Here is a 20,185-nt window from a genome sequence, read left to right as displayed (position 1 = left end):
GTGGTTACAGTCCCACTACACGGAACACCACTCCAACTGCAAGATATGCCACAAGGATTACAAATGCAATGTAATCTCTCTTCTCATAATGCAGCGGTTTCATCTGAGTTCTGTGATCGCCGCCGTGGTAACATCTGGCTTCCATAGCCATGGCAAGGTCATTGGCACGGCGGAACGCAGAAATAAACAGCGGAACAAGAAGGGGTACCATGTTTTTTGCCTTCTGGATCAGGTTTCCGTTTTCGAAATCCGCGCCTCTGGCGATCTGTGCCTTCATGATCTTATCGGTCTCCTCAAGAAGGATCGGGATAAAACGAAGGGCAATGGACATCATCATGGCGATCTCATGAACCGGTACACGGATCTTGTTCAGTGGGCGGAGAAGTCTCTCCAGACCGTCGGTAAGGTGATTCGGTGTGGTGGTCAGTGTCATGATAGATGATCCGATCACAAGATAAACAAGACGGATTGCCATTCTTCCTGCAAGAACAAGGCCTTCCTTTGTAACCTTGATGATTCCGAAACGCCACAGCACTTCACCAGGCGTCAGGATAATGTTGAACACAACGGTGATCAGAAGGATCATCACGATGGCCTTCAGACCTTTGAACATGAATTTCACAGGAACTTTGGAGATTGCGATCATGGCTACCAGAAATACGGTTGCCACCGCATATCCAAGAAATGTATGGAACAGGAACACGGAAATCAGAAATCCCAGAGTTCCCAGAAATTTGGTCCGTGGATCCAGTCTGTGAAGAACGGATTTGGCCGGATAATACTGGCCGATAGTAATATCTCTGATCATTTTTCCGCTCCTCCTTTTTTCAGTAATGGAGAATCTGCTGCTTTCAGCGCGACAAGAATGCTGTTTCTGGCTTCCTCCACTGTCGTGGCATCTGCATCCACATTCATTCCGTGTTCCTTCAGAGCATGCATGATATAAGTGATCTGCGGTGCTGCAAGTCCCATGGTTTCCAGTTCTTTATAATGGGAAAAAACCTTCTTGGGTTCATCATCGAATACCGCTTCTCCATGGTTCATAACAATGAGACGCTCCACATATTTTGCAATGTCTTCCATGCTGTGGGACACCAGAACAATGGTGATTCCTCTCACTTTATGAAGTTCCGCGATCTGGTCCAGGATATCGTCCCTGCCTTTCGGGTCAAGGCCTGCTGTTGGCTCGTCCAGGATCAGGATCTTCGGGTTCATGGCAAGTACACCTGCGATAGCTACTCGTTTTTTCTGACCGCCGGAAAGCTCGAATGGAGATTTTTTGAAATTGGACTCTTTTACTCCAACCTGTGTCAGTGCCTGTTTTGCCTCTTTCTCTGCTTCCTCCCTGGAAAGTCCCTGGTTCATAGGACCAAAGCATACATCGGAAAGCACATCGTTTTCAAAGAGCTGATGCTCCGGATACTGGAACACCAGGCCGACTTCGCTTCGGAGCTGCTTCCGGTCGTATTTTTCTGCCCACACATCTTCTCCGTTATACAGAATCTGGCCGGATGTGGGCTGTACCAAAGCGTTCAGATGCTGGATCAACGTGGATTTTCCGCTTCCTGTGTGTCCGATGATTCCGATAAACTGGCCATCCGGGATCACAAGGCTGACATCTTTCAGCGCATGGCTCTCATAGGCTGTCCCGGGGCTGTAGGTATAGGTTACATTTTTTAATTCGATTGACATAATGCGCTCACCAGCTCCTCTGTAGTCAGTATTCCATCCGGAACATCCACGCCGGATTTCTTCAGTTCATATGCAAGAAGTGTCACCTGCGGTACATCCAGACCATATTTCTTCAGGGTATCCACCTGGGAAAAAATCTCCTTCGGATTTCCCTGCATTACAACATTTCCGCTGTCCATGACATAGACACGGTCTGCATGGATCACTTCCTCCATATAATGAGTGATCAGGATAACGGTTACTTTTTCCTTACGGTTCAGTTCCCGCACGGCCTCCAGAACTTCTTTTCGTCCGTTGGGGTCCAGCATGGCGGTTGGCTCATCCAGAATGATACACCGCGGACGCATGGCCATCACACCTGCAATGGCTACACGCTGTTTCTGACCGCCGGAAAGTTTGTTTGGTGACTGATAGCGATAAGCTGTCATGCCGACTTTTTCCAGACTGTCATCCACACGTTTCCAGATATCGTCTGTAGGAATTCCCATGTTTTCCGGGCCAAATCCCACATCTTCTTCTACCACTGTTCCTATGATCTGGTTGTCCGGATTCTGAAATACCATTCCCGCCTTCTGGCGTACTTTCCAGAGTTTGGTCTCTCTGGCAGTATCGATCCCGTCCACCAGCATGGTTCCCTCTGTTGGGATCAGAAGCGCATTCATATGCTTCGCCAGTGTGGATTTTCCGGAGCCGTTATGTCCCAGAACTGCCACAAATTCTCCTGCTTCAATGTCCAGGTTTACATCATTGACTGCACGCTGCATGTCTACCACATTGCCATCGTCATCATATCTCTGATAGTCAAATCCCAGCTTGAGCGCCTTGATAATTCCCATCTTTTTGTTCTCCTTAATCCTCTGTAGCTGCCGGTTCAGCAAGTCCGGTCAACTCGTCGATCAGTGCCCATATCTCGTCTCTTCCCTGCTTGGTCTCCGCTGAAAACGGAAGGATCTTTCCTTCTTTCGGAAGGCCCAGTCCGGTACGGATCTCCTTGAGGCTTTTTGCCACCTGGCTGCGTTTCAGCTTGTCAAGTTTGGTTGCGATGATCACCGGTTCATATCCGTTGTGGCAGATCCAGTCATACATCTGCTTGTCATTGGCAGAAGGTTTGTGGCGGATATCCACCAGAAGAAAAACTGCCCGGAGCTCTTTGGAATTATGAAGATAGCCCTCGATCATTTTTCCCCATTTTTCCTTCTCTGCCGCGGAGACTTTGGCGTAGCCGTAGCCTGGCAGGTCTACGAGATACATTGCTTCATTGATATTGTAAAAATTGATGGTCTGTGTTTTTCCAGGCTGTGCGCTGGTTCTTGCCAGAGCCTTGCGGTTCATCAGACCATTGATCAGGGAGGATTTCCCTACATTTGATTTTCCCGCAAAAGCTACCTCCGGCCTTCCTGTGTCCGGGATCTTGCTTGTGATTCCGCAGACAATATCCAGTGATACGTTTTTGATTACCATTCGTTGTTCCTCCCTTTTCTCGGAAAAGCCCTGTCCTGAAAAACAGGGCAGGGTTTTTTCTGTTTTTGTCTATGCAAGAGCTTCACCAAGAACTTCTTTCATGTTGTCCACAAACTGGATATTCAGCCCCTGGATAATCTCTTTATCCATCTCCTCAATATCCGGACGGTTTTTTTCCGGAACAAGGACTTCTTTTATCTTTGCGTATTTGGCTGCAAGCAGCTTCTCTTTCAGTCCGCCAATTGGAAGCACGCGGCCTCTTAAGGTAATTTCACCGGTCATGGCAAGATCTGCCCGCACCGGTTTTTCGATAATTGCGGACATCATGGCAGTTGCCATGGTTATACCTGCAGACGGGCCATCTTTTGGAACGGCACCTTCCGGGATATGTACATGCATATCATGTTTCTGGAAAAATTCCGGATCGATCTTATACTGATCTTCTACGGAACGGATATAACTGATACCGGCCTGAGCAGATTCTTTCATTACATCGCCCAGCTGTCCGGTGAGAAGCAGTTCTCCTTTTCCAGGCATGATGTTGACCTCAATCTGAAGGGTATCACCGCCTACCTGTGTCCAGGCAAGACCACGTGCGATTCCGATCTCATCTTTCTCATTGGCCATCAGATAGTTGTAGCGTTCTTTTCCAAGGAATTTGGAAATATTTCTGGATGTGACCACAACTTTATCCTTGCCCTCTTCCATAAGGGCACGTGCTGTCTTCCGGCAGATACGTCCGATATTCCGCTCCAGGGAACGGACTCCCGCTTCCTTGGTATAGTTGTTGATCAGCTTGCCGAGAGCTGCCGGCTGGATCACCAGTTTTCCTTCCGGAATCCCATTGATCTCCATCTGTTTCGGAATGAGATGTTCCCTTGCGATATGTTCCTTCTCATTCTCCGTATATCCTGGAATTTCCATCAGTTCCATACGGTCAAGAAGAGGCCTTGGAATCCCCTGTACATCATTGGCTGTTGCGATAAACAGTACCTCGGAAAGATCCTGAGGAATCTCTACATAATGATCGTTAAACTTACTGTTCTGCTCCGGATCAAGGACTTCCAGAAGTGCCGCGGAGGTATCTCCCTTATAGTCACTGCTGGTTTTGTCGATCTCGTCAAGAAGCATCAGCGGATTGCTGACTCCGACTTCTTTCAGTGCTACCGTGATCCTTCCAGGCATGGCGCCCACGTAAGTTTTTCTGTGTCCACGGATTTCCGCCTCATCACGAACACCACCAAGACAGATACGGACGTATTTCTTGTTCATGGCTTCCGCCACAGAACGTGCGATGGAAGTTTTTCCGGTTCCGGGAGGCCCCACCAGACAGAGGATCGGGCTCTTTCCCTTATGGGTCAGTTTCCGGACCGCAAGAAATTCCATGATGCGCTCTTTAACCTCTTTCAGTCCGTAGTGGCCTTCTTCCAGCACTTTCCATGCATTCTCAAGATCCTCGGAATCCTCGGATTTCTTATTCCACGGAAGCGCAAGAACGGTTTCCAGATAGCCTCTCTGCACGGTTGCTTCTGCGGCACTGGCTGCCATTCCTTTAAAACGGCTGATCTCCTTGGAGATCTTCTCTTTTACCTCATCGGATGCATCCAACTCTTTCAGCTGTTTCTTAAACTCCTCGATATCATCTGCGGTATTATCCTCACCCAGCTCCTCACGGATGGTTTTGAGCTGTTCACGGAGGATATACTCTCTCTGATTTTTATCAATGTGGGATTTCACCTTGCGCTGGAGATCTTTTGTGATATGAATCACTTCGATCTCACTGCCAAGAAGTGCACCCAGGATCTCATAACGGTCATTCAGAGACACTGCTTCCAGAAGTTTCTGCTTGTTCTGATAGGACATCGGAAGATTCACAGAAATCTGGTCGATGGTCTCCCTAACATCTTCGATCATCATAATCTGTGTTACCAGATCCTTGCTTACTTTTCCGCTTTCTCTGCAATATCTCTGGAAAAGTTCCCGGATGCTGCGAAGCATGGCGTCCTTGACCGGCTCCGGATAATCCTCTTCCTGTGCGGTAACGATCTCACATTCCGCTTTCAGGTAGGGTTCTTCCTGCTCAAGACTCAGGACTTCCGCCCGGTCCAGTCCCTCTACCAGAACCCGGTAAAGATCCTGCGGAAGTTTCACTACCTGCTTAATATAGGCAACGGTACCTACCTGATACAGATCGGTAAGTCCCGGTGTTTCCACCTCAGGATCTTTCTGTGTCAGCAGAAAAACCTTCTGGTCATGAAGCATGGCTGCTTCCACGGCACGGATGGATTTCTCTCTGCTCACATCAAAATGTACGATCATCTCCGGAAGGACCGTAGTCCCCCTGAGAGCGATCATTGGCAATATATTGACCTGATTTGTCATGAATGTCATTCCCTTCATCAAGCTGTTTCCGGCTTGCCTTTCTTTCTCGAACGGGATGTTTTGTGTCCTGCTTTCTTGGCAGGAGTTTTGGCCTCCCCGTGGATGATCTCCGGCTCTCCGGTTCCCTCCACTGCCTCTTTTGTGACGATACATTTGCGGATGGTATCGTCAGAAGGTGTCTTGTACATCAGATCCATCAGGGTATGCTCCATGATGGCACGAAGTCCTCTGGCACCTGTTTTTCTCTCAAGAGATTTCCGGGCAACTGTCTCAAGTGCCTCATCCTGGAACTCAAGCTCCACACCGTCCAGCTCAAAAAGCTTATCATACTGCTTGGTAAGGGAATTCTTAGGCTCTTTTAAGATGCGGATCAGTGCCTCTTCATCCAGAGAATCCAGTGTCACAACAACCGGAACTCGTCCGATAAACTCCGGAATCAGACCAAATTTGATAAAGTCTTCCGGCATAACTTCCTTCAGAACTTCTCCTACATTGCGGTCTTCCTTCTCGGAAACCTCTGCTCCGAAGCCGATGGATTTGGTATCCTGTCTGGCCTCAATGATTTTCTCCAATCCGTCAAAAGCACCACCGCAAATGAACAGAATATTGGTAGTATCAATCTGGAGAAACTCCTGGTGTGGATGTTTTCTTCCGCCCTGTGGAGGCACACTTGCAACGGTTCCTTCCAGAATTTTCAGAAGTGCCTGCTGTACGCCCTCACCGGACACATCTCTGGTAATGGATGTATTCTCGGATTTTCTTGTGATCTTGTCGATCTCATCAATATAAATGATTCCGTACTGTGCACGTTCAATATCATAATCTGCCGCCTGAATAATCTTCAGAAGAATATTCTCAACATCCTCGCCAACATAGCCTGCCTCTGTGAGAGTAGTGGCATCTGCGATGGCAAAAGGAACATTCAGAAGTCTTGCCAGTGTCTGTGCAAGAAGCGTCTTACCGGAACCTGTAGGACCAAGCATCAGGATATTACTCTTCTGCAGCTCAACGTCCAGATTTCTGGAAGCAAGAATTCTCTTGTAATGATTGTAAACAGCCACAGAAAGTGCCTTCTTGGCATCGTCCTGACCAATGACATATTCATCCAGGATACTGTGGATCTCTTCCGGTTTCAGAAGGTTGATCCCTGTTTCGTAATCTGCTTCATGATCATACATATTGAATTCTTCTTCCATGATCTCGGAACAGATACCGATACATTCATCACAAATATATGCCCCATCCGGACCTGCGATCAGTTTTCGTACCTGATCCTGGGTCTTATGGCAAAAGGAGCATCTTACCTTTCCTTCTCTTACTTTATCTGCCATATCTTTTTGTTTCCTTTCTAAACGTAAATGTCCGTCTCTCGCAGACATTTAAAATTCCTTTTTAAAGCAAGATAAGACTCCTGTGTCTTTACAGGAGTCTTTTCTTACGCATTATTTGTGGATGACAACACCATCGATCAGGCCATATGCCTTCGCTTCTTCCGCGGTCATATAATTATCACGGTCAGTATCCTTCTCCACAATCTCAAGAGGCTGTCCGGTATTCGCAGAAAGAATCTCGTTCAGCTTCTTTTTGGTTTTTGCGATCTGGTCAGCTACGATCTGGATCTCTGTAGCCTGCCCCTGTGCACCGCCTGACGGCTGGTGAATCATGATCGTTGAATTCGGCAGTGCGTATCTCTTGCCTTTGGCACCGGAGGACAGGAGAAAAGCTCCCATGCTGGCTGCCATTCCAAGGCAGATAGTAGATACATCGCACTTGATATACTGCATTGTATCGTAGATTGCCATTCCGGCAGTTACAGAACCGCCCGGGCTGTTAATATAAAGCTGAATATCCTTGGAAGGATCTTCCGCTTCCAGGAAGAGAAGCTGTGCAACGATCAGGTTCGCGCTGACATCGTTTACCTCTTCTCCAAGGAAAATGATTCGGTCCTTAAGAAGTCTTGAATAGATATCGTAACTTCTTTCTCCTCTGCTGGTCTGCTCAATGACGTAAGGTACTAAACTCATTTTGCCCTCCATTTCCGAGGTTTATTACGCCTCTACAGCTGCATCGGCAACTAATGTAACAGCTTTCTGAACAGCCATATCTTTCTTCATCTGCTCCATCTCGTTCTCACCGATGAGTTCTTTTAATTTGTCTGCTTCCATCTTGTACATCTCTGCCATCTTGGAGATCTCTTCGTTAACCTCTTCCTCTGTTGGCTGGATGTTCTCTACCTCAGCGATCTTCTCAAGAACAAGTCTTGTCTGGATTCTCTTAAGAGCCTGTGGCTTCATGTCTTCCATCATCTTGTCAACGCTCTGGCCTGTGAACTGGAAGTACTGCTCCATGGAAAGACCCTGGGACTGCATTCTTCTTGCGAAGTCGTCAAGCATCTGACGTGTCTGTGTCTCGATCATTGCCTCCGGAATATCCATCTGGGCATTCTCGATTACTTTATCTACTGCTGCGTCCTCTTTAGCACGGCGAGCATCTTCTGCTTTCTTCTCTGTCAGGTTCTTCTTAACGTCTTCTTTGTACTCAGCAAGTGTATCAAACTCAGATACATCTTTAGCGAAATCATCGTCAAGCTCCGGAAGCTCTTTTGCTTCGATCTTTTTAACGTCGCACTGGAATACAGCTTCTTTACCAGCGAGCTCTTTTGCCTGATACTCTTCTGGGAATGTTACTTTAACTTCTACGTGATCACCTGTGTTGGCACCAACAAGCTGCTCCTCGAATCCCGGGATGAATGTGTTGGAACCAAGTGTCAGCGGATAGTCTGTTCCTTTACCGCCCTCAAATGCCTCTCCGTCTACGAAGCCCTCGAAATCGATAGTTGCTGTGTCGCCGTTCTCAGCTGCACGATCCTCAACTGTGATTGTTCTGGAGTTCTTCTCCTGCTCTTTCTTAAGCTCTGCCTCAACTTCCTCGTCTGTTACTTCTGTCTCAGACTTCGGAACCTCAAGTCCTTTATAGTCGCCAAGAGTTACCTCTGGTTTGGTAGCTACTTCTGCTGTAAAGATAAATGGTTTGCCAGGCTCAACCTGTGTTACATCGATCTTAGGCTGGGAAACGATCTCAAGATCACACTCAGCAAGTGCTTTGCTGTAATGCTCAGGAATCAGAGCGTTAGCAGCATCCTCAAGGAATACACCCTTGCCGTACATCTGCTCGATCATTTTTCTAGGAGCTTTTCCTTTACGGAATCCCGGAATGGAAATTCTGCCTTTCGCTTTCTGATATGCATTCTGCATTGCTTTGTCAAGATCCTCGGCGGAAACCTCGATTGTAAGTTTCGCCATGTTTTTCTCCATTTTTTCCACCTGTAAACTCATGTTTCTTGTTCCTCCTTAATTATATCGAGTAAATACCTTATATAAATAGTTAACACTCGCATTTTATATATTTACAGTCATTTCTGTAGTATAGCATAATCCCTGTAAAAACGCCAGTATTTTTTTCATCATACATCGCTCTTATCAGGCTGTAAATTCCCTGTTTTTAATAAAAAATCTCCGTTGAATATACCACAGACTCTGCGATTTCCTCTGCTTTCGCTCTTCCTTCCAGCTGACGGATCAGAGAAAGGCTGAAATCAATAGCAGTTCCAAGGCCTCTGCTGGTGGTTACATTTCCATCTACCACAACCGGTTCCAGGGATGTTTTTGCGCTTGTAAGCTGCTCCATCACAGATGGATAGGAAGTAGCATTTCTGCCCTTCAGGAAGCCAAGTCTCTCGAATACTCCCGGTGCGGCACAGATAGCAGCCACTTTTCCGCCTTTCTGGTAAAAACCGGTGAGAAGATCTGTCAGCGGTTTGTATTCCTCGAGATATTTTGTTCCAGGCATTCCTCCCGGGATTACCAGCATGTCCGCATCAGAGAAATCACATTCTCCGAATGTACGGTCTGTAAGGAGGTGGATTCCATGGGAAGTTTTAATCTCTTTTGTCTCTTTAATAGACACTGTCTGAATATCAATTCCGGCTCTCCGCATCAGATCTACCACTGTCAGTCCTTCGATATCTTCAAAACCATCTGCGAAAAAAATATATACTTTGCTCATAATGTTTTCCGTCCTTTCTTTTTATATTATTCCGGTACTGTCCGGAGGTTTTTTCACTCCCTTTCATAATGCTTTTTTCTATAAAAAATGTCAAGAAAATTTGCAGAGTAAGTCCGTTGCAAATTATATTTTTTTCATGTAAACTGAGGGCAGTATATTTGCAGGAGGAATCGGTTATGGAAATTGAACGTAAATTTCTTATTGAAAAAGAAAATCTGCCGGAAAACCTGGCTTCTTATCCCTGTCATCGAATCGAGCAGGGTTATCTCTGTACCTCGCCGGTAGTCCGCATCCGCAGACAGGACGATGACTATTTTCTCACTTATAAATCCAAAGGACTGATGGCACGCGAGGAGTACAATCTTCCACTCACAGCAGAGGCCTATGAACACCTGAAGCCCAAGGCAGACGGAATCCTCATCACAAAAGACCGTTATGTAATCCCGGAAAAAGACGGGCTTTTTATTGAACTGGATGTGTTCCACGGAAAATATGAGGGCGTTCTTCTGGCTGAAGTAGAATTTCCCACAGAGGACGCAGCCAACGCCTACACTGCACCGGACTGGTTCGGAGAAGATGTAACCTATTCTACAAAATATCATAACAGCACCATGAGCCAGGGCTGGTAAATCACACTTGTATTTCTTATTTCCAGTGCTATAATTAGTGATGCAGGCAGATATAGTTCATTGGTAGAACATCAGCTTCCCAAGCTGAGGAGGCGGGTTCGATTCCCGTTATCTGCTTTCATTGCCAAAGAGGGCACGCGAGTCAGGCGTGTCTTTTTTTATAAATGATTTTAAGGAGGATTTTATTATGAAGATTGGATTTATCGGATGCGGAAATATGGGTTCTGCCATGATCGGCGGCATTCTCCGCCAGGGAATTTTTTCCAAAGAGGAGATCATCGTTTCCAACCTTACCCCAGAGGGAAAAGCCCGCAGTGAAAAAAATCTCGGCGTTGTGACCACTCTGGATAACAACGAAGTAGTCAGATCCGCAAAAACTGTCGTTCTTGCCGTAAAGCCTCAGTTTTATGAGGAAGTTCTGAGTGAAGTCCACGACAGCCTCACCAAAGATCACACCATCATCGGCATCGCCCCTGGCAAGACCCTTGCATGGCTGGAAGAAAAAGCTGGTCTGCCTCTGAAAGTTGTCCGTTTTATGCCTAACACTCCTGCACAGGTTGGCGAAGGCATGACTGCCGTATGTGCCAACGAAAGAGTTTCTCAGGACGAACTGGCTGAAATCCTTAAGATCACAGACAGCTTCGGCTGTACCGAAGTAATCCCGGAACGTCTGATGGATGCCGCAGGCGCTGTAGGCGGCTGTGCACCGGCTTATGTGTTTATGTTTATCGAAGCTATGGCAGATGCCGCTGTAAGCCAGGGAATGCCCCGTAAACAGGCTTACAAATTCGCTTCCCAGACCGTACTTGGCAGTGCGAAGATGGTTCTGGAAACCGGACGTCATCCAGGTGACCTGAAAGATATGGTCTGCTCACCGGCAGGAACTACTATCGAAGGAGTTCGTACCCTGGAGAAGAATGGTTTCCGCAGTGCTGTGTTTGAGGCGCTTACTGCTGCTGCGGAAAAAGGCAAAAAATTATAATATCTGACACAGTTACAGATAGCAAAAACTCCGTGTCAGTCTGCTCTCATGCAGGCTTCACGGAGTTTTTCATCTCATGTCTGAAGGAGTTACAACAGCTCAATCAACGCATCAATATCTTCCATCTTCGTTCCCCAACTTGTGGCAAAACGGATCACAGTATGATCTTCATCATATTTCTCCCAGAAATCAAACTGAACTTTTTTGCCCAGTTCTTCTTTCTTTTTATTTTCCAGAACTACAAACTGCTGGTTTGTAGGAGAATCCAGATATAACTGATAGCCTTTTTCCTGAAGGGCTTTTTTCAGTTTCATAGCCGTTTCAATGGCATTTTTGCTGATCTTTGTATACAGATCATCGGTAAACAGCGTATCAAACTGAATTCCCAGAAGACGGCCTTTTGCCAGAAGGGCTCCCTGCTGTTTCACCATGGTCATAAAATGTTTCGGAGCTTTTTTCGTAAAGACAACTGCCTCACCGCAGAGTGCTCCTACCTTGGTTCCGCCGATATAAAATACATCGGTGTATCCGGCGATATCTTCCAGTGTCACATCGGTTTCCGGGCTTGCCAGGCCATAGCCAAGTCTTGCTCCGTCCAGAAACAGCGGAAGATTGTATTTATGGCATACTTCTGAAATTTCTTCCAGTTCTTTCTTCGTATAAAGAGTTCCGTACTCTGTGGGATGGGAAATATAAACCATTCCCGGAAATACCATATGATCGTGGCTTTCATCCCCGTAAAAGGTTTCCACATAGTCTGTGATGCTTTCTGCTTTGATCTTCCCGTTTTCTGCCGGAAGTGTCAGTACCTTATGTCCTGTATATTCAATAGCTCCTGCCTCATGACAGCTTACATGTCCGGTCTGTGCCGCAAGAACACCTTCATAACGGTTCAGGACAGAACCTATGATCGTGGCATTGGTCTGGGTTCCTCCCACCAGGAAAAACACCTCTGCATCCGGGCAGCCACAGGCTTTACGGATCTTCTCCTTGGCAGAATCACAGTATTTGTCCGTGCCATAGCCTGAAAGCTTCTCCATATTGGTTTCCAGAAGCTTCTGGAGGATCGCCGGATGAGCTCCCTCGCAATAATCGTTTACAAAAAATAACATTTTATTTTCTCCTCATCTGTATTTCCATTTTATTTGACCGTCTGTCCCGGAATGATCTTACAGGTAGAAAACGATTTGAATTTACAGGAAATCGCTCCCTTCATCTCCTGTTCCAGGAAAAGCATGGCTACATGCGCACGTTCCAGATGCTCCATCCGAAGTGTGGTAAGAAGGATATCTCCGGTAAGATAATCCGGGATCTCATCCACACCCAGAAGAGAAATGTCTTCCGGAACCGAAATCTTCTTCTGCCGTAACGCACGCATCACTCCAATGGATATCTGATAATTTTCCATGATAAAGGCATCCGGCAGTGCATGAGTATCCAGATATTTCAGTGTTGCCTCACATACCTCACTGGTAGTTTCTCCCAGCGAGTAAATAGACTCTTTCTCCAGCGGCAGGCCATTCTTCCGAAGTCCTGCACGGAATCCTGCACGACGTTGCTGAAAATTAAAGATATTCTGGGTATTGGCCAGATATTTGATATTCCGGCAGCCTCTGGAAACCAGATAATCCACACAATCCCTGATTCCTTCCACCCCACCGAAGGTAACGCAATGATATTCATTTCCAAGATCATTATCATAAATCACCATTGGCTTTCGGATCGCCCGAAACGGTGGAAACTGATCCGGCTGCATCTCCGTTGCATACAGGATCACACCTGCCACATTTTCCTCATTGGCCTCACGCACTACGCGCTCCACATCTTCTTTTTTTGTGGAAGAAGCATAGGTCACACTGATGATACAGCCCATTCTTCTGGCTTCCTGTTCAAATATCGTCAGACTATCCGGGCATACATCCAATTCAAAATTCTTGACGAATCTGAGAGCATTATCAATAAAAAGTACCTTGATGATATTTTTATTCTCTAATTCCTGCTTGTTTTTTTCTTCTTTTTGTCGTTCTGCTTCTCCTGTAACCTCTTCAATATAATCAAAAATCCTTCGTCGGGTTTTCTCACTGACTCCTGGTTTATTGTTTAAAACCAGGGATACCGTTGCCTTGGAAAGATTAAGATTTCTTGCTATATCTGCTGCCTTTATCTTCATTCTGATCCCTCTTGATTTAAACTTCTCCTTGATTCTAAACACTTTTGGTTTTCCTGTCAACATAAAGCAGGGAGCCGCCTCTCCGGCAGCTCCCCATAAATCACTTAACCTCGCGCACACGCACAGCCATATACTCTCTTCCCGGCAGGTCGATCCGGAACTTGCCTTTAAAGGTTCCTTTTTTCTCGATGGTCATGTTCCATGTATCGATTACTTCTACCTCAAACTCTGTTTCATCATCAATATGATACTCACGGAATGACGGACGCATAAAGCTGTAATAGAAAATATAGTACTTAATATCCTGAAGACTGTTGTCTACAGATGCCCCAACCTCATCCCACTGATTTTCAAGAGGACGAAGACCTGGTGCAGGAGTCTCCTCCATGATCTTCTGAAGGAACTTAAATCTCTCAGGGCTCTCTCCATGAAGCTTGCCTCCATGGGACCACCAGAGAATTCCCTCATCATTCATATAAGTCTCGCCGTGTCCCGGATAAGCTCCTCGACAGAATGCTTCCCAGAAACGTCTTGTCATTTCTTTTCCGCTGATATTTCCCCATCCGTGCTGGATATTTCCCTCGTAAGCAATCTCATCCAGAACTACCGGTTTCTTATAGCGGATACGCCACTCATTTACCATCTCAGAAGATTTGTAAAGATCCTGTCTCTGGATGCTGCAGTGAGTGATCCACGGTCTTGTATAATCATAAAAGCTCTTGCAGTTGTGGATGGAGCGAAGGTGATTGTAAACATCTTTTTCCTGGATGATAGATGCGTAACGCTCCCAGTCCTCTGTTGTCTTTTTCGGGAAAAGATCGTACTCATTGGCAAGGGACCACCATACGTTTCTGTATGCACTGACTCTGGCAATGAGATATTTCCAGTAAAGATCATCGCACTCCGCACTCATCTCGCTGAATCCCCAGCGGTCATATGGATGCATTACAATGATATCTGCCTGGATTCCAAGATCCATCAGTTTTTTCACACAGTCATCAATGTGCTGGAAATGTTTTACGTTGAATCTCTTGTAATCGAAGTTATTGCCTTCTGCACAGCCAACATATTCCTGGAAATTCTCAGATGTCAGTACAGAACTGTCCATCGGAGTTCCTTCATATGGATAGCTGATCGGCTCGTTCAGGTTATAATCATAGTGTTTCGGGAATACACAGAAACGGATCTTGTTGAATGCACTATCTGCCAGTGTCTCCAGTGTCTGTTTCTGAAGTTCCTCGCTCTGAAGTTCCCATACATAGCAGGTTGTTCCGATAGAATAGTATGGTTTTCCATCTTCATATGCCATATGGTAAGTGTAGGATACACGAACCGGGCCGTGGTTTCCCTCTGTTGCCGGTGTTACATGGAATGCACCTGTATACACCTCATCAGAAAAGCTTCCTTTGATTTCAAATGTATAATCGCCTTCAAAAGATGGCATGAAACGTACGCGATAGATTCCGTCTCCATCATAAAAACCGTCTATTGTTTTTGTCTCTTCTTTGCCTTTAAAGGTTCCCTGAATTGCATAATCCGTAAACGGATTGCCCTCGTGTTTACCTGGCATCTCTGCTTCAAAAGTTCCCCACTTTTCCACAGATTCTGTATATTTACAAGTACTCATAATTCGCCCTCTTTCTTTCTGTAATCAAGCCGTCTGCCCGTATCAGGATTTAACTGCTCCGGCCATACCTTCTACAAAATATCTCTGGAAGATCAGGTATACAATCATAACCGGGATAACGGAAACAAGTACACCTGCACACAGATAACCATAATCGGTTCCGTGCTCACCAACGAATGTCATGATACCAACCGGTACTGTCTTCATTGTGTTATCGTTGATGATAACACTGGCCAGAAGGTACTCATTCCAAGTGGAAAGGAAGTCTGTGATAAACAGTGTTGCAATCGCCGGTTTTGCGATCGGAAGGATAATCTTGTAAAAGAGCTGCCATTTGTTACATCCGTCAATACATGCAGCTTCATCAATATCTTTCGGAATTCCTAGCATGAAACCTCGCATGATCAGGATACAGTAGGAAATACCAAATCCGATATAAACATAGAATAATCCGAAATATGTATTCAGAAGATTCAGTTTGCTGTAGATAATGTTGATCGGTACCAGTGCTGTCTGCATTGGAAGCATCATACCAATAAGAAAGAATACAAAAATCCCCACACGATGTTTGATGTTCAGTCGTGTCAGCGCGAAGGATGCCATCGCTCCTACGAAGATACCAAGCGGTACTTTCAGGCAGGAAATGATCAGGTCATTTTTCATATAGTTGAAAAGATTTCCTTTTGTGATGGCATTTGTAAAGTTGTCCCATGCAATCTCTGCAGGAAGCTGGAACAGACTTAGACCGCTCATGAAATCTTTTTTATGTTTCAGTGCTGTTGCAACAAGTGTAAAAATCGGTACAATCCAGATCAGCGCCAGAATGATCAGAAGCACATACAGCAGTACTTTTTTTGTAATTTTTTTACTTTTTCCGTCCATTGTCTGCACCTCCTACTTTTCTTTTGCTGTAAAGGAAATATATGGAATGATTACCACAAGCATCATAACTACCATGACACATGCAACTGCGGTTCCCATACCTACATTATTATACTGGAATGTCTGAGAATACATATAAGTTGCCAGAACCTGTGTGGAGTTGTTCGGACCACCGCCGGTAAGACCCTGTACAATATCGTAAACCTTCATAGCAGCTACAATCAGTGTTGCAAGAACCATAACGAATGTCTCTTTCATAAGAGGTACCGTAACACTGAAAAATTTACGAACCGGGCCTGCACCATCAATGGTAGCTGCCTCGAGAACGTCCGGGGATACTGCCTGAAGACCTGCCAGGAAAAGAATCATCGGCTGGCCGATTCCCTGCCACAGTGCTGCCGCAAAAATTGCATACAGGCTGACCTTCGGATCAGAAATCCATGTCTGTTTGAAATTGATTCCAAGTGCTTTGAAAAACTGATTGATAAATCCGATATTCGGATTATAGATCCATCTCCAGATGATCGCTACCGCGATAGGTGCGATGACACATGGGAAATAAAAGAATGCGCGGAATACGGTACGTCCGCGGAACTGTTTATTAAGAATTACCGCAAAACCAAGGGAAACCGTCATCAGAAGTACAATTGTAAGTACGATCCAGATCAGGTTATTCTTCAATGCGATCATAAATGTTGCATCGTTTGTAAACAGATTGATATAGTTTGCCAGACCTACAAATTCCTTTTCCGCAACACCGTTCCATTTAAACAGACTGATAAACAGTGAGTAAAATACCGGTATTACAATAACGGAAAGATAGATCACTGCTGCCGGTATCAGAAACGCATATGCGCCGAAATCAACTTTGCTTTTTTTCTTCATTCCGGATTACCTCCACTTTTACTGAAAAAACGGCCAAAGTCTGCGCCCTGGCCGCTCCGTTATGCTTTTATACTTGATTATTTAGCCTGATATTCCTCGATTGCTTTCTGGATATTAGATGCTGCTTCCTCTGGTGTCATCTCATCGTTAGCAACTGCATCCTGTGCATTGAAGAGAACGTCTGCAACCTCTGTCGGGAATGCCTGGTCAGTGATTGTAAATGTTCCGTTTGTATTGGATGTCTCAAGCATACCATCTACGTTAACCTGATCTGCCGGAGCTTTTTTGCCCTGTTTTGGAAGTGGTAAGTTGTAGTACTCACCGTACTGGTCAACGCTGTCATCGCTGTAGTAGTAATCCATGAACTTCACGCATGCATCCAGTTCCTCATCGGAAAGGTTCTTGTTGAACTGTGTCATCTCTGCGAAAGCAGACATACGGTTGCTGTCACCGGATGGGAATGCAAATACGCCATAGTCGTTCGGATCAAGGTCATTCTGGATCATAGTTCCGTCATACCACTGTCCCTGAAGATCCATTGCACATTCTCCTGTGCCCATTGCCATGATTGTATCGTTCGGGTCAAGGGTAAGGAAGCCATCTGGGAAGTATCCTGCATCAACCCACTCTTTATATTTTGTGAATGCCTGTACAACTGCTTCACAGTCCCAGCTCTCTTCGAATGTATTCAGCTTGTCATGGAGCTCAGCGCCTGCATAATGCTCAACAAGAAGCTCAAGCCATCTCATTACATGCCATCCGTTAAGACCTGCAGTATCCATTGGTGTATATCCGTTATCTTTCAGAGTCTTAAGAGCTGCCTCGAATTCATCGAATGTAGTCGGAACTTCGATTCCGCAATCATCAAAGATCTGTTTGCTGTAGTAAACACCAAGTGCATTGTAGCTTGTCGGATATCCGGAAAGCTTGTTATCGAATGTACAGAGGTCTAAAGCAGCTTCTGTAAACTCATCGTTCCATCCGTTGTCCTTTGCATACTGTGTAAGATCATATGTTTTGTCGTTGTCTACATAGAAGCTTCCAAGGCTACCGCCCCAGTTAAACCACATACTTGGAAGTGTATCGGAAGAAGCTGCAACTTTGCAGGCATCCTTGATTCCGTCTGTGTCATAGAAAGATGCTGTTACTTTAATATCCGGGTTTGCTTCGTTGAATGCCTCTACGATCGGCTCAACTGCGTTCTGTCTTGTGTTCAGTGTCCAGAAAGAAACTTCTGTTGCTGCGCTTACAGAAGAAGCCATTCCGAATACCATTGTTCCTGCAAGTACTGCTGCCATTACTTTTTTAAAATTCATGTCATGTCCTCCTTTAAACTTTTTATAAATTTGTTTAGTTGTTTGTTTGGTATGTCTCGTTTTTCGTTAAACAAAAGATAGCACATTATTTAGTTGTTTTCAACTGTTTTTTACTATTTCTACATTTATGATAATTTTACATAGTATTTTTTGTTTATTTTTCACTATAAACTTGTTGTTATATATTTAGTTTATATAAACTTTTTTTGAATTTTTAGCAATAATTACGCATTCATTGTGTTTAGTAGATGTTTTTTATCCATCCGTGAAGTACTCTTTTTTGATCTTTTTCCCTAACATTTTTAGACATTTTATAACATTCTCTGACATAGATTTTTTCTCACGCTCTATTTTATGTATACAAAAGCCTGCGATTTTTGCAAAAACCGCAGGCTTTTCTAGCAATATTTAAACTCTTTTTAAACTTTTATAATTTAACTTTCACACGCTCTCTGTGCATACTCTGTCTGCACCAGTTTTTCATACTCTGCACGTGTGTTCAGCTCTCCTGCATCTTCCAGAATATCCTGTAGAAGCTCAAAGCTGTCTTTTTCAAAAATCAGATTTTCTTTCCATGTATCCTGATCATAATAACGTTCTACAATAGTAGTAATCGTGTCGAGATCGGTTCCCTTAAACTGTGGTGCGATCACCTCCGCAATTTCCTCCGGCGTGTGGCTCTGAACGTAGTCCATTCCTTTCTGAAGTGCATTGGTAAATTTCTGGATGATCTCCGGATTCTCTTTCATATAACTTTCTTTTGCGCTGTAGGATGTGTAAGGCACATATCCGGATGCTTCCCCAAGAGACGCTACCACATAACCTGCCCCTTCTTTTTCCAGGATTGTGGCAGATGGTTCAAACTCTACCGTATATGCCGCAGAATCATCCCCTGTGAAAGCCGCTGCCGTAGAACCAAAATCGATACTCTGGTCGATGGTCAGATCTTTCTGTGGGTCGATGCCATTTTTCTTCAGAATATATTCAAATACCATTTCCGGCATGCCACCTTTTCGTCCACCGAGAACTTTCTTTCCTTCCAGATCTTCCCATTTGAAATCAGGCATCTCCTCCCTAGCCACAAGGAAGTTTCCGGCCCGCTGGGTAAGCTGGGCAAAGTTTACTGCCGGGTCGGTGGCGCCTTCCTGGTATGCATAGATCGATGCTTCCGCTCCCATGAAACCGATATCTGCCTCACCGGAAATCAGAGCTGTCAGAACTTTATCTGCGCCAAAACCAGTTACCAGTGTCAAGTCCAGACCTTCCTCTGCAAAATATCCCTCTTCAATCGCCACATACTGCGGCGCATAGAAAATCGAATGCGCTACCTCATTTAATGTAACCTTCGTAATCTTCTCCTCTGCCCCGTCCTTCTTAGCAGCAAAAGCCGTCATCGGCAGCGCGGTCACCGCCAAAACCACTGCTGCCGTCAGTGAAATCCATTTTTTATTTTTCATGCAGATACTCCTTTAAGAAACTTCTGCTGTTAGGATATGCATAAAGGTCCTAAAAGGTTCAAATTCAAAGGTATTATCCGTTTTCTCAGTCTCTTCTGCCCTGTTTGGACTGGATCTTGGAAGGAACTGTCTCACATTCATTTACGGATTTGCATAATCTTCCGCGATCCAGTAACTGCCGTAAACAGGAAAAATCGTATCAACTTCTCCCTGCAAAAGAGCAGTTTCCATCTCATCATATAATTCCGGACTTTTTTTGCTGACTGCAAAATAGTATGGGGAATATCCGATCTTCACAATGGAATTCCAGAGATATTTGGAAATTTCTTTCTCCGCAACCGTTGTGGAAACAATGGCATCCAGCTTACCGCTGTTCATGTCTGCATATCTCTGCTCACTGCTCTCATAAAGCTCGACCTGGCATTTCACATTGTTTTTCTCACACCACTCCTGAAAAAGATCTACCTGCACACTGCCTTTATTGATTCCCACTCTGGCATTCTCAAGCGTAGAAAGATCGGTTGATTTCCATGATGCAATGCCGGGTTATCCTGCGTCAACATAATTTCCGTTAAGAAATCCTGCTGTGCTTTTTTTCTCAAAAATATTGTCACGTCATGAATCATATGTTAAAATA

General features: G+C 45.1%; 19 protein-coding genes and 1 tRNA gene. 3 read left to right on the top strand and 17 right to left on the bottom strand.

Annotated features, from left to right (window positions below; genetic code table 11):
* Window positions 1-4: 4 nt before the first annotated feature.
* The 9 genes from GPK88_RS05755 to GPK88_RS05715 form a co-directional block, all read right to left on the bottom strand.
* Window positions 5-808, bottom strand: coding sequence for an energy-coupling factor transporter transmembrane component T family protein (locus GPK88_RS05755; protein ID WP_148444970.1), 804 nt, complete (start codon window positions 806-808; stop codon window positions 5-7).
* Window positions 805-1,692 (bottom strand): energy-coupling factor transporter ATPase, encoded by an 888-nt coding sequence (locus GPK88_RS05750; protein WP_173761815.1) that lies wholly within the window; start codon window positions 1,690-1,692, stop codon window positions 805-807. The genes GPK88_RS05755 and GPK88_RS05750 overlap by 4 nt, the downstream gene beginning before the upstream one ends.
* Window positions 1,677-2,528 (bottom strand): energy-coupling factor transporter ATPase, encoded by an 852-nt coding sequence (locus GPK88_RS05745; RefSeq protein ID WP_148444972.1) that lies wholly within the window; start codon window positions 2,526-2,528, stop codon window positions 1,677-1,679. The genes GPK88_RS05750 and GPK88_RS05745 overlap by 16 nt, the downstream gene beginning before the upstream one ends.
* Window positions 2,529-2,541: 13 nt before the next feature.
* Window positions 2,542-3,153 carry a ribosome biogenesis GTP-binding protein YihA/YsxC gene (gene yihA / locus GPK88_RS05740; RefSeq protein WP_148444973.1) on the bottom strand — a complete coding sequence of 204 codons (612 nt, stop codon included), beginning with the start codon at window positions 3,151-3,153 and terminating at the stop codon, window positions 2,542-2,544.
* Window positions 3,154-3,222: 69 nt separating this feature from the next.
* On the bottom strand, window positions 3,223-5,535 hold the full coding sequence (gene lon / locus GPK88_RS05735) for an endopeptidase La (protein WP_148445160.1): 2,313 nt from the start codon (window positions 5,533-5,535) through the stop codon (window positions 3,223-3,225).
* Between the two features lie 17 nt (window positions 5,536-5,552).
* A complete protein-coding gene (gene clpX / locus GPK88_RS05730) occupies window positions 5,553-6,866 on the bottom strand; it encodes an ATP-dependent Clp protease ATP-binding subunit ClpX (RefSeq protein WP_173761814.1) in 1,314 nt (437 codons plus the stop codon).
* Between the two features lie 111 nt (window positions 6,867-6,977).
* On the bottom strand, window positions 6,978-7,559 hold the full coding sequence (clpP, locus tag GPK88_RS05725; protein ID WP_015527365.1) for an ATP-dependent Clp endopeptidase proteolytic subunit ClpP: 582 nt from the start codon (window positions 7,557-7,559) through the stop codon (window positions 6,978-6,980).
* Window positions 7,560-7,583: 24 nt separating this feature from the next.
* Window positions 7,584-8,870, bottom strand: coding sequence for a trigger factor (gene tig, locus GPK88_RS05720; RefSeq protein ID WP_173761813.1), 1,287 nt, complete (start codon window positions 8,868-8,870; stop codon window positions 7,584-7,586).
* A gap of 166 nt (window positions 8,871-9,036) precedes the next feature.
* A complete protein-coding gene (locus GPK88_RS05715; RefSeq protein ID WP_173761884.1) occupies window positions 9,037-9,603 on the bottom strand; it encodes a DJ-1 family glyoxalase III in 567 nt (188 codons plus the stop codon).
* 173 nt (window positions 9,604-9,776) lie between these two features.
* Here GPK88_RS05715 and GPK88_RS05710 point away from each other — a divergent pair, with 173 nt between their 5' ends.
* The 3 genes from GPK88_RS05710 to proC all read left to right on the top strand — a co-directional run bounded on the left by GPK88_RS05710 (window position 9,777) and on the right by proC (window position 11,211).
* Window positions 9,777-10,229: a CYTH domain-containing protein gene (locus GPK88_RS05710; RefSeq protein WP_148444977.1), complete on the top strand. Its 453-nt coding sequence runs from the start codon at window positions 9,777-9,779 to the stop codon at window positions 10,227-10,229.
* Between the two features lie 46 nt (window positions 10,230-10,275).
* Window positions 10,276-10,346: transfer RNA gene (locus GPK88_RS05705), tRNA-Gly, on the top strand.
* A gap of 70 nt (window positions 10,347-10,416) precedes the next feature.
* A complete protein-coding gene (proC, locus tag GPK88_RS05700) occupies window positions 10,417-11,211 on the top strand; it encodes a pyrroline-5-carboxylate reductase (RefSeq protein ID WP_148444978.1) in 795 nt (264 codons plus the stop codon).
* 89 nt (window positions 11,212-11,300) lie between these two features.
* Here the strand turns inward: proC and GPK88_RS05695 are convergent, their stop codons facing one another.
* From GPK88_RS05695 to GPK88_RS05660, 8 genes are all read right to left on the bottom strand, one after another.
* Window positions 11,301-12,323, bottom strand: a complete 1,023-nt coding sequence (locus tag GPK88_RS05695; RefSeq protein WP_148444979.1) for a threonine aldolase family protein — start codon at window positions 12,321-12,323, stop codon at window positions 11,301-11,303.
* 29 nt (window positions 12,324-12,352) lie between these two features.
* Window positions 12,353-13,381: a LacI family DNA-binding transcriptional regulator gene (locus tag GPK88_RS05690; protein WP_173761812.1), complete on the bottom strand. Its 1,029-nt coding sequence runs from the start codon at window positions 13,379-13,381 to the stop codon at window positions 12,353-12,355.
* 100 nt (window positions 13,382-13,481) lie between these two features.
* The gene (locus GPK88_RS05685; protein ID WP_173761811.1) at window positions 13,482-15,008 is read right to left on the bottom strand and encodes a DUF5605 domain-containing protein; all 1,527 of its coding nucleotides are present in this window, start codon (window positions 15,006-15,008) and stop codon (window positions 13,482-13,484) included.
* A 42-nt stretch (window positions 15,009-15,050) separates the two neighbouring features.
* Window positions 15,051-15,890: a carbohydrate ABC transporter permease gene (locus tag GPK88_RS05680; RefSeq protein WP_148444982.1), complete on the bottom strand. Its 840-nt coding sequence runs from the start codon at window positions 15,888-15,890 to the stop codon at window positions 15,051-15,053.
* Between the two features lie 12 nt (window positions 15,891-15,902).
* Window positions 15,903-16,775 (bottom strand): carbohydrate ABC transporter permease, encoded by an 873-nt coding sequence (locus GPK88_RS05675; protein ID WP_173761810.1) that lies wholly within the window; start codon window positions 16,773-16,775, stop codon window positions 15,903-15,905.
* Between the two features lie 77 nt (window positions 16,776-16,852).
* Window positions 16,853-18,091 (bottom strand): ABC transporter substrate-binding protein, encoded by a 1,239-nt coding sequence (locus GPK88_RS05670; protein ID WP_173771133.1) that lies wholly within the window; start codon window positions 18,089-18,091, stop codon window positions 16,853-16,855.
* Window positions 18,092-18,525: 434 nt separating this feature from the next.
* Entirely contained in the window at window positions 18,526-19,548 is a 1,023-nt protein-coding gene (locus tag GPK88_RS05665; RefSeq protein ID WP_173761808.1) for an ABC transporter substrate-binding protein, read from the bottom strand.
* Between the two features lie 141 nt (window positions 19,549-19,689).
* Entirely contained in the window at window positions 19,690-20,040 is a 351-nt protein-coding gene (locus GPK88_RS05660; RefSeq protein ID WP_173761807.1) for a transporter substrate-binding domain-containing protein, read from the bottom strand.
* Window positions 20,041-20,185: the final 145 nt, after the last annotated feature.

Source organism: Blautia sp. MCC269, assembly GCF_018785655.1.
GTDB lineage: Bacteria > Bacillota > Clostridia > Lachnospirales > Lachnospiraceae > Blautia_A.
Note: the sequence above shows the minus strand (reverse complement) of the source record. Positions and strands in the feature narration are given on the sequence as shown.

Coding starts and splice junctions, on each gene's coding strand:
- GPK88_RS05755 (WP_148444970.1), bottom strand. CDS start 808: ATGATCAGAGATATTACTATCGGCCAGTATTATCCGGCCAAATCCGTT.
- GPK88_RS05750 (WP_173761815.1), bottom strand. CDS start 1,692: ATGTCAATCGAATTAAAAAATGTAACCTATACCTACAGCCCCGGGACA.
- GPK88_RS05745 (WP_148444972.1), bottom strand. CDS start 2,528: ATGGGAATTATCAAGGCGCTCAAGCTGGGATTTGACTATCAGAGATAT.
- yihA (WP_148444973.1), bottom strand. CDS start 3,153: ATGGTAATCAAAAACGTATCACTGGATATTGTCTGCGGAATCACAAGC.
- lon (WP_148445160.1), bottom strand. CDS start 5,535: ATGACAAATCAGGTCAATATATTGCCAATGATCGCTCTCAGGGGGACT.
- clpX (WP_173761814.1), bottom strand. CDS start 6,866: ATGGCAGATAAAGTAAGAGAAGGAAAGGTAAGATGCTCCTTTTGCCAT.
- clpP (WP_015527365.1), bottom strand. CDS start 7,559: ATGAGTTTAGTACCTTACGTCATTGAGCAGACCAGCAGAGGAGAAAGA.
- tig (WP_173761813.1), bottom strand. CDS start 8,870: ATGAGTTTACAGGTGGAAAAAATGGAGAAAAACATGGCGAAACTTACA.
- GPK88_RS05710 (WP_148444977.1), top strand. CDS start 9,777: ATGGAAATTGAACGTAAATTTCTTATTGAAAAAGAAAATCTGCCGGAA.
- proC (WP_148444978.1), top strand. CDS start 10,417: ATGAAGATTGGATTTATCGGATGCGGAAATATGGGTTCTGCCATGATC.
- GPK88_RS05695 (WP_148444979.1), bottom strand. CDS start 12,323: ATGTTATTTTTTGTAAACGATTATTGCGAGGGAGCTCATCCGGCGATC.
- GPK88_RS05690 (WP_173761812.1), bottom strand. CDS start 13,381: ATGAAGATAAAGGCAGCAGATATAGCAAGAAATCTTAATCTTTCCAAG.
- GPK88_RS05685 (WP_173761811.1), bottom strand. CDS start 15,008: ATGAGTACTTGTAAATATACAGAATCTGTGGAAAAGTGGGGAACTTTT.
- GPK88_RS05680 (WP_148444982.1), bottom strand. CDS start 15,890: ATGGACGGAAAAAGTAAAAAAATTACAAAAAAAGTACTGCTGTATGTG.
- GPK88_RS05675 (WP_173761810.1), bottom strand. CDS start 16,775: ATGAAGAAAAAAAGCAAAGTTGATTTCGGCGCATATGCGTTTCTGATA.
- GPK88_RS05670 (WP_173771133.1), bottom strand. CDS start 18,091: ATGAATTTTAAAAAAGTAATGGCAGCAGTACTTGCAGGAACAATGGTA.
- GPK88_RS05665 (WP_173761808.1), bottom strand. CDS start 19,548: ATGAAAAATAAAAAATGGATTTCACTGACGGCAGCAGTGGTTTTGGCG.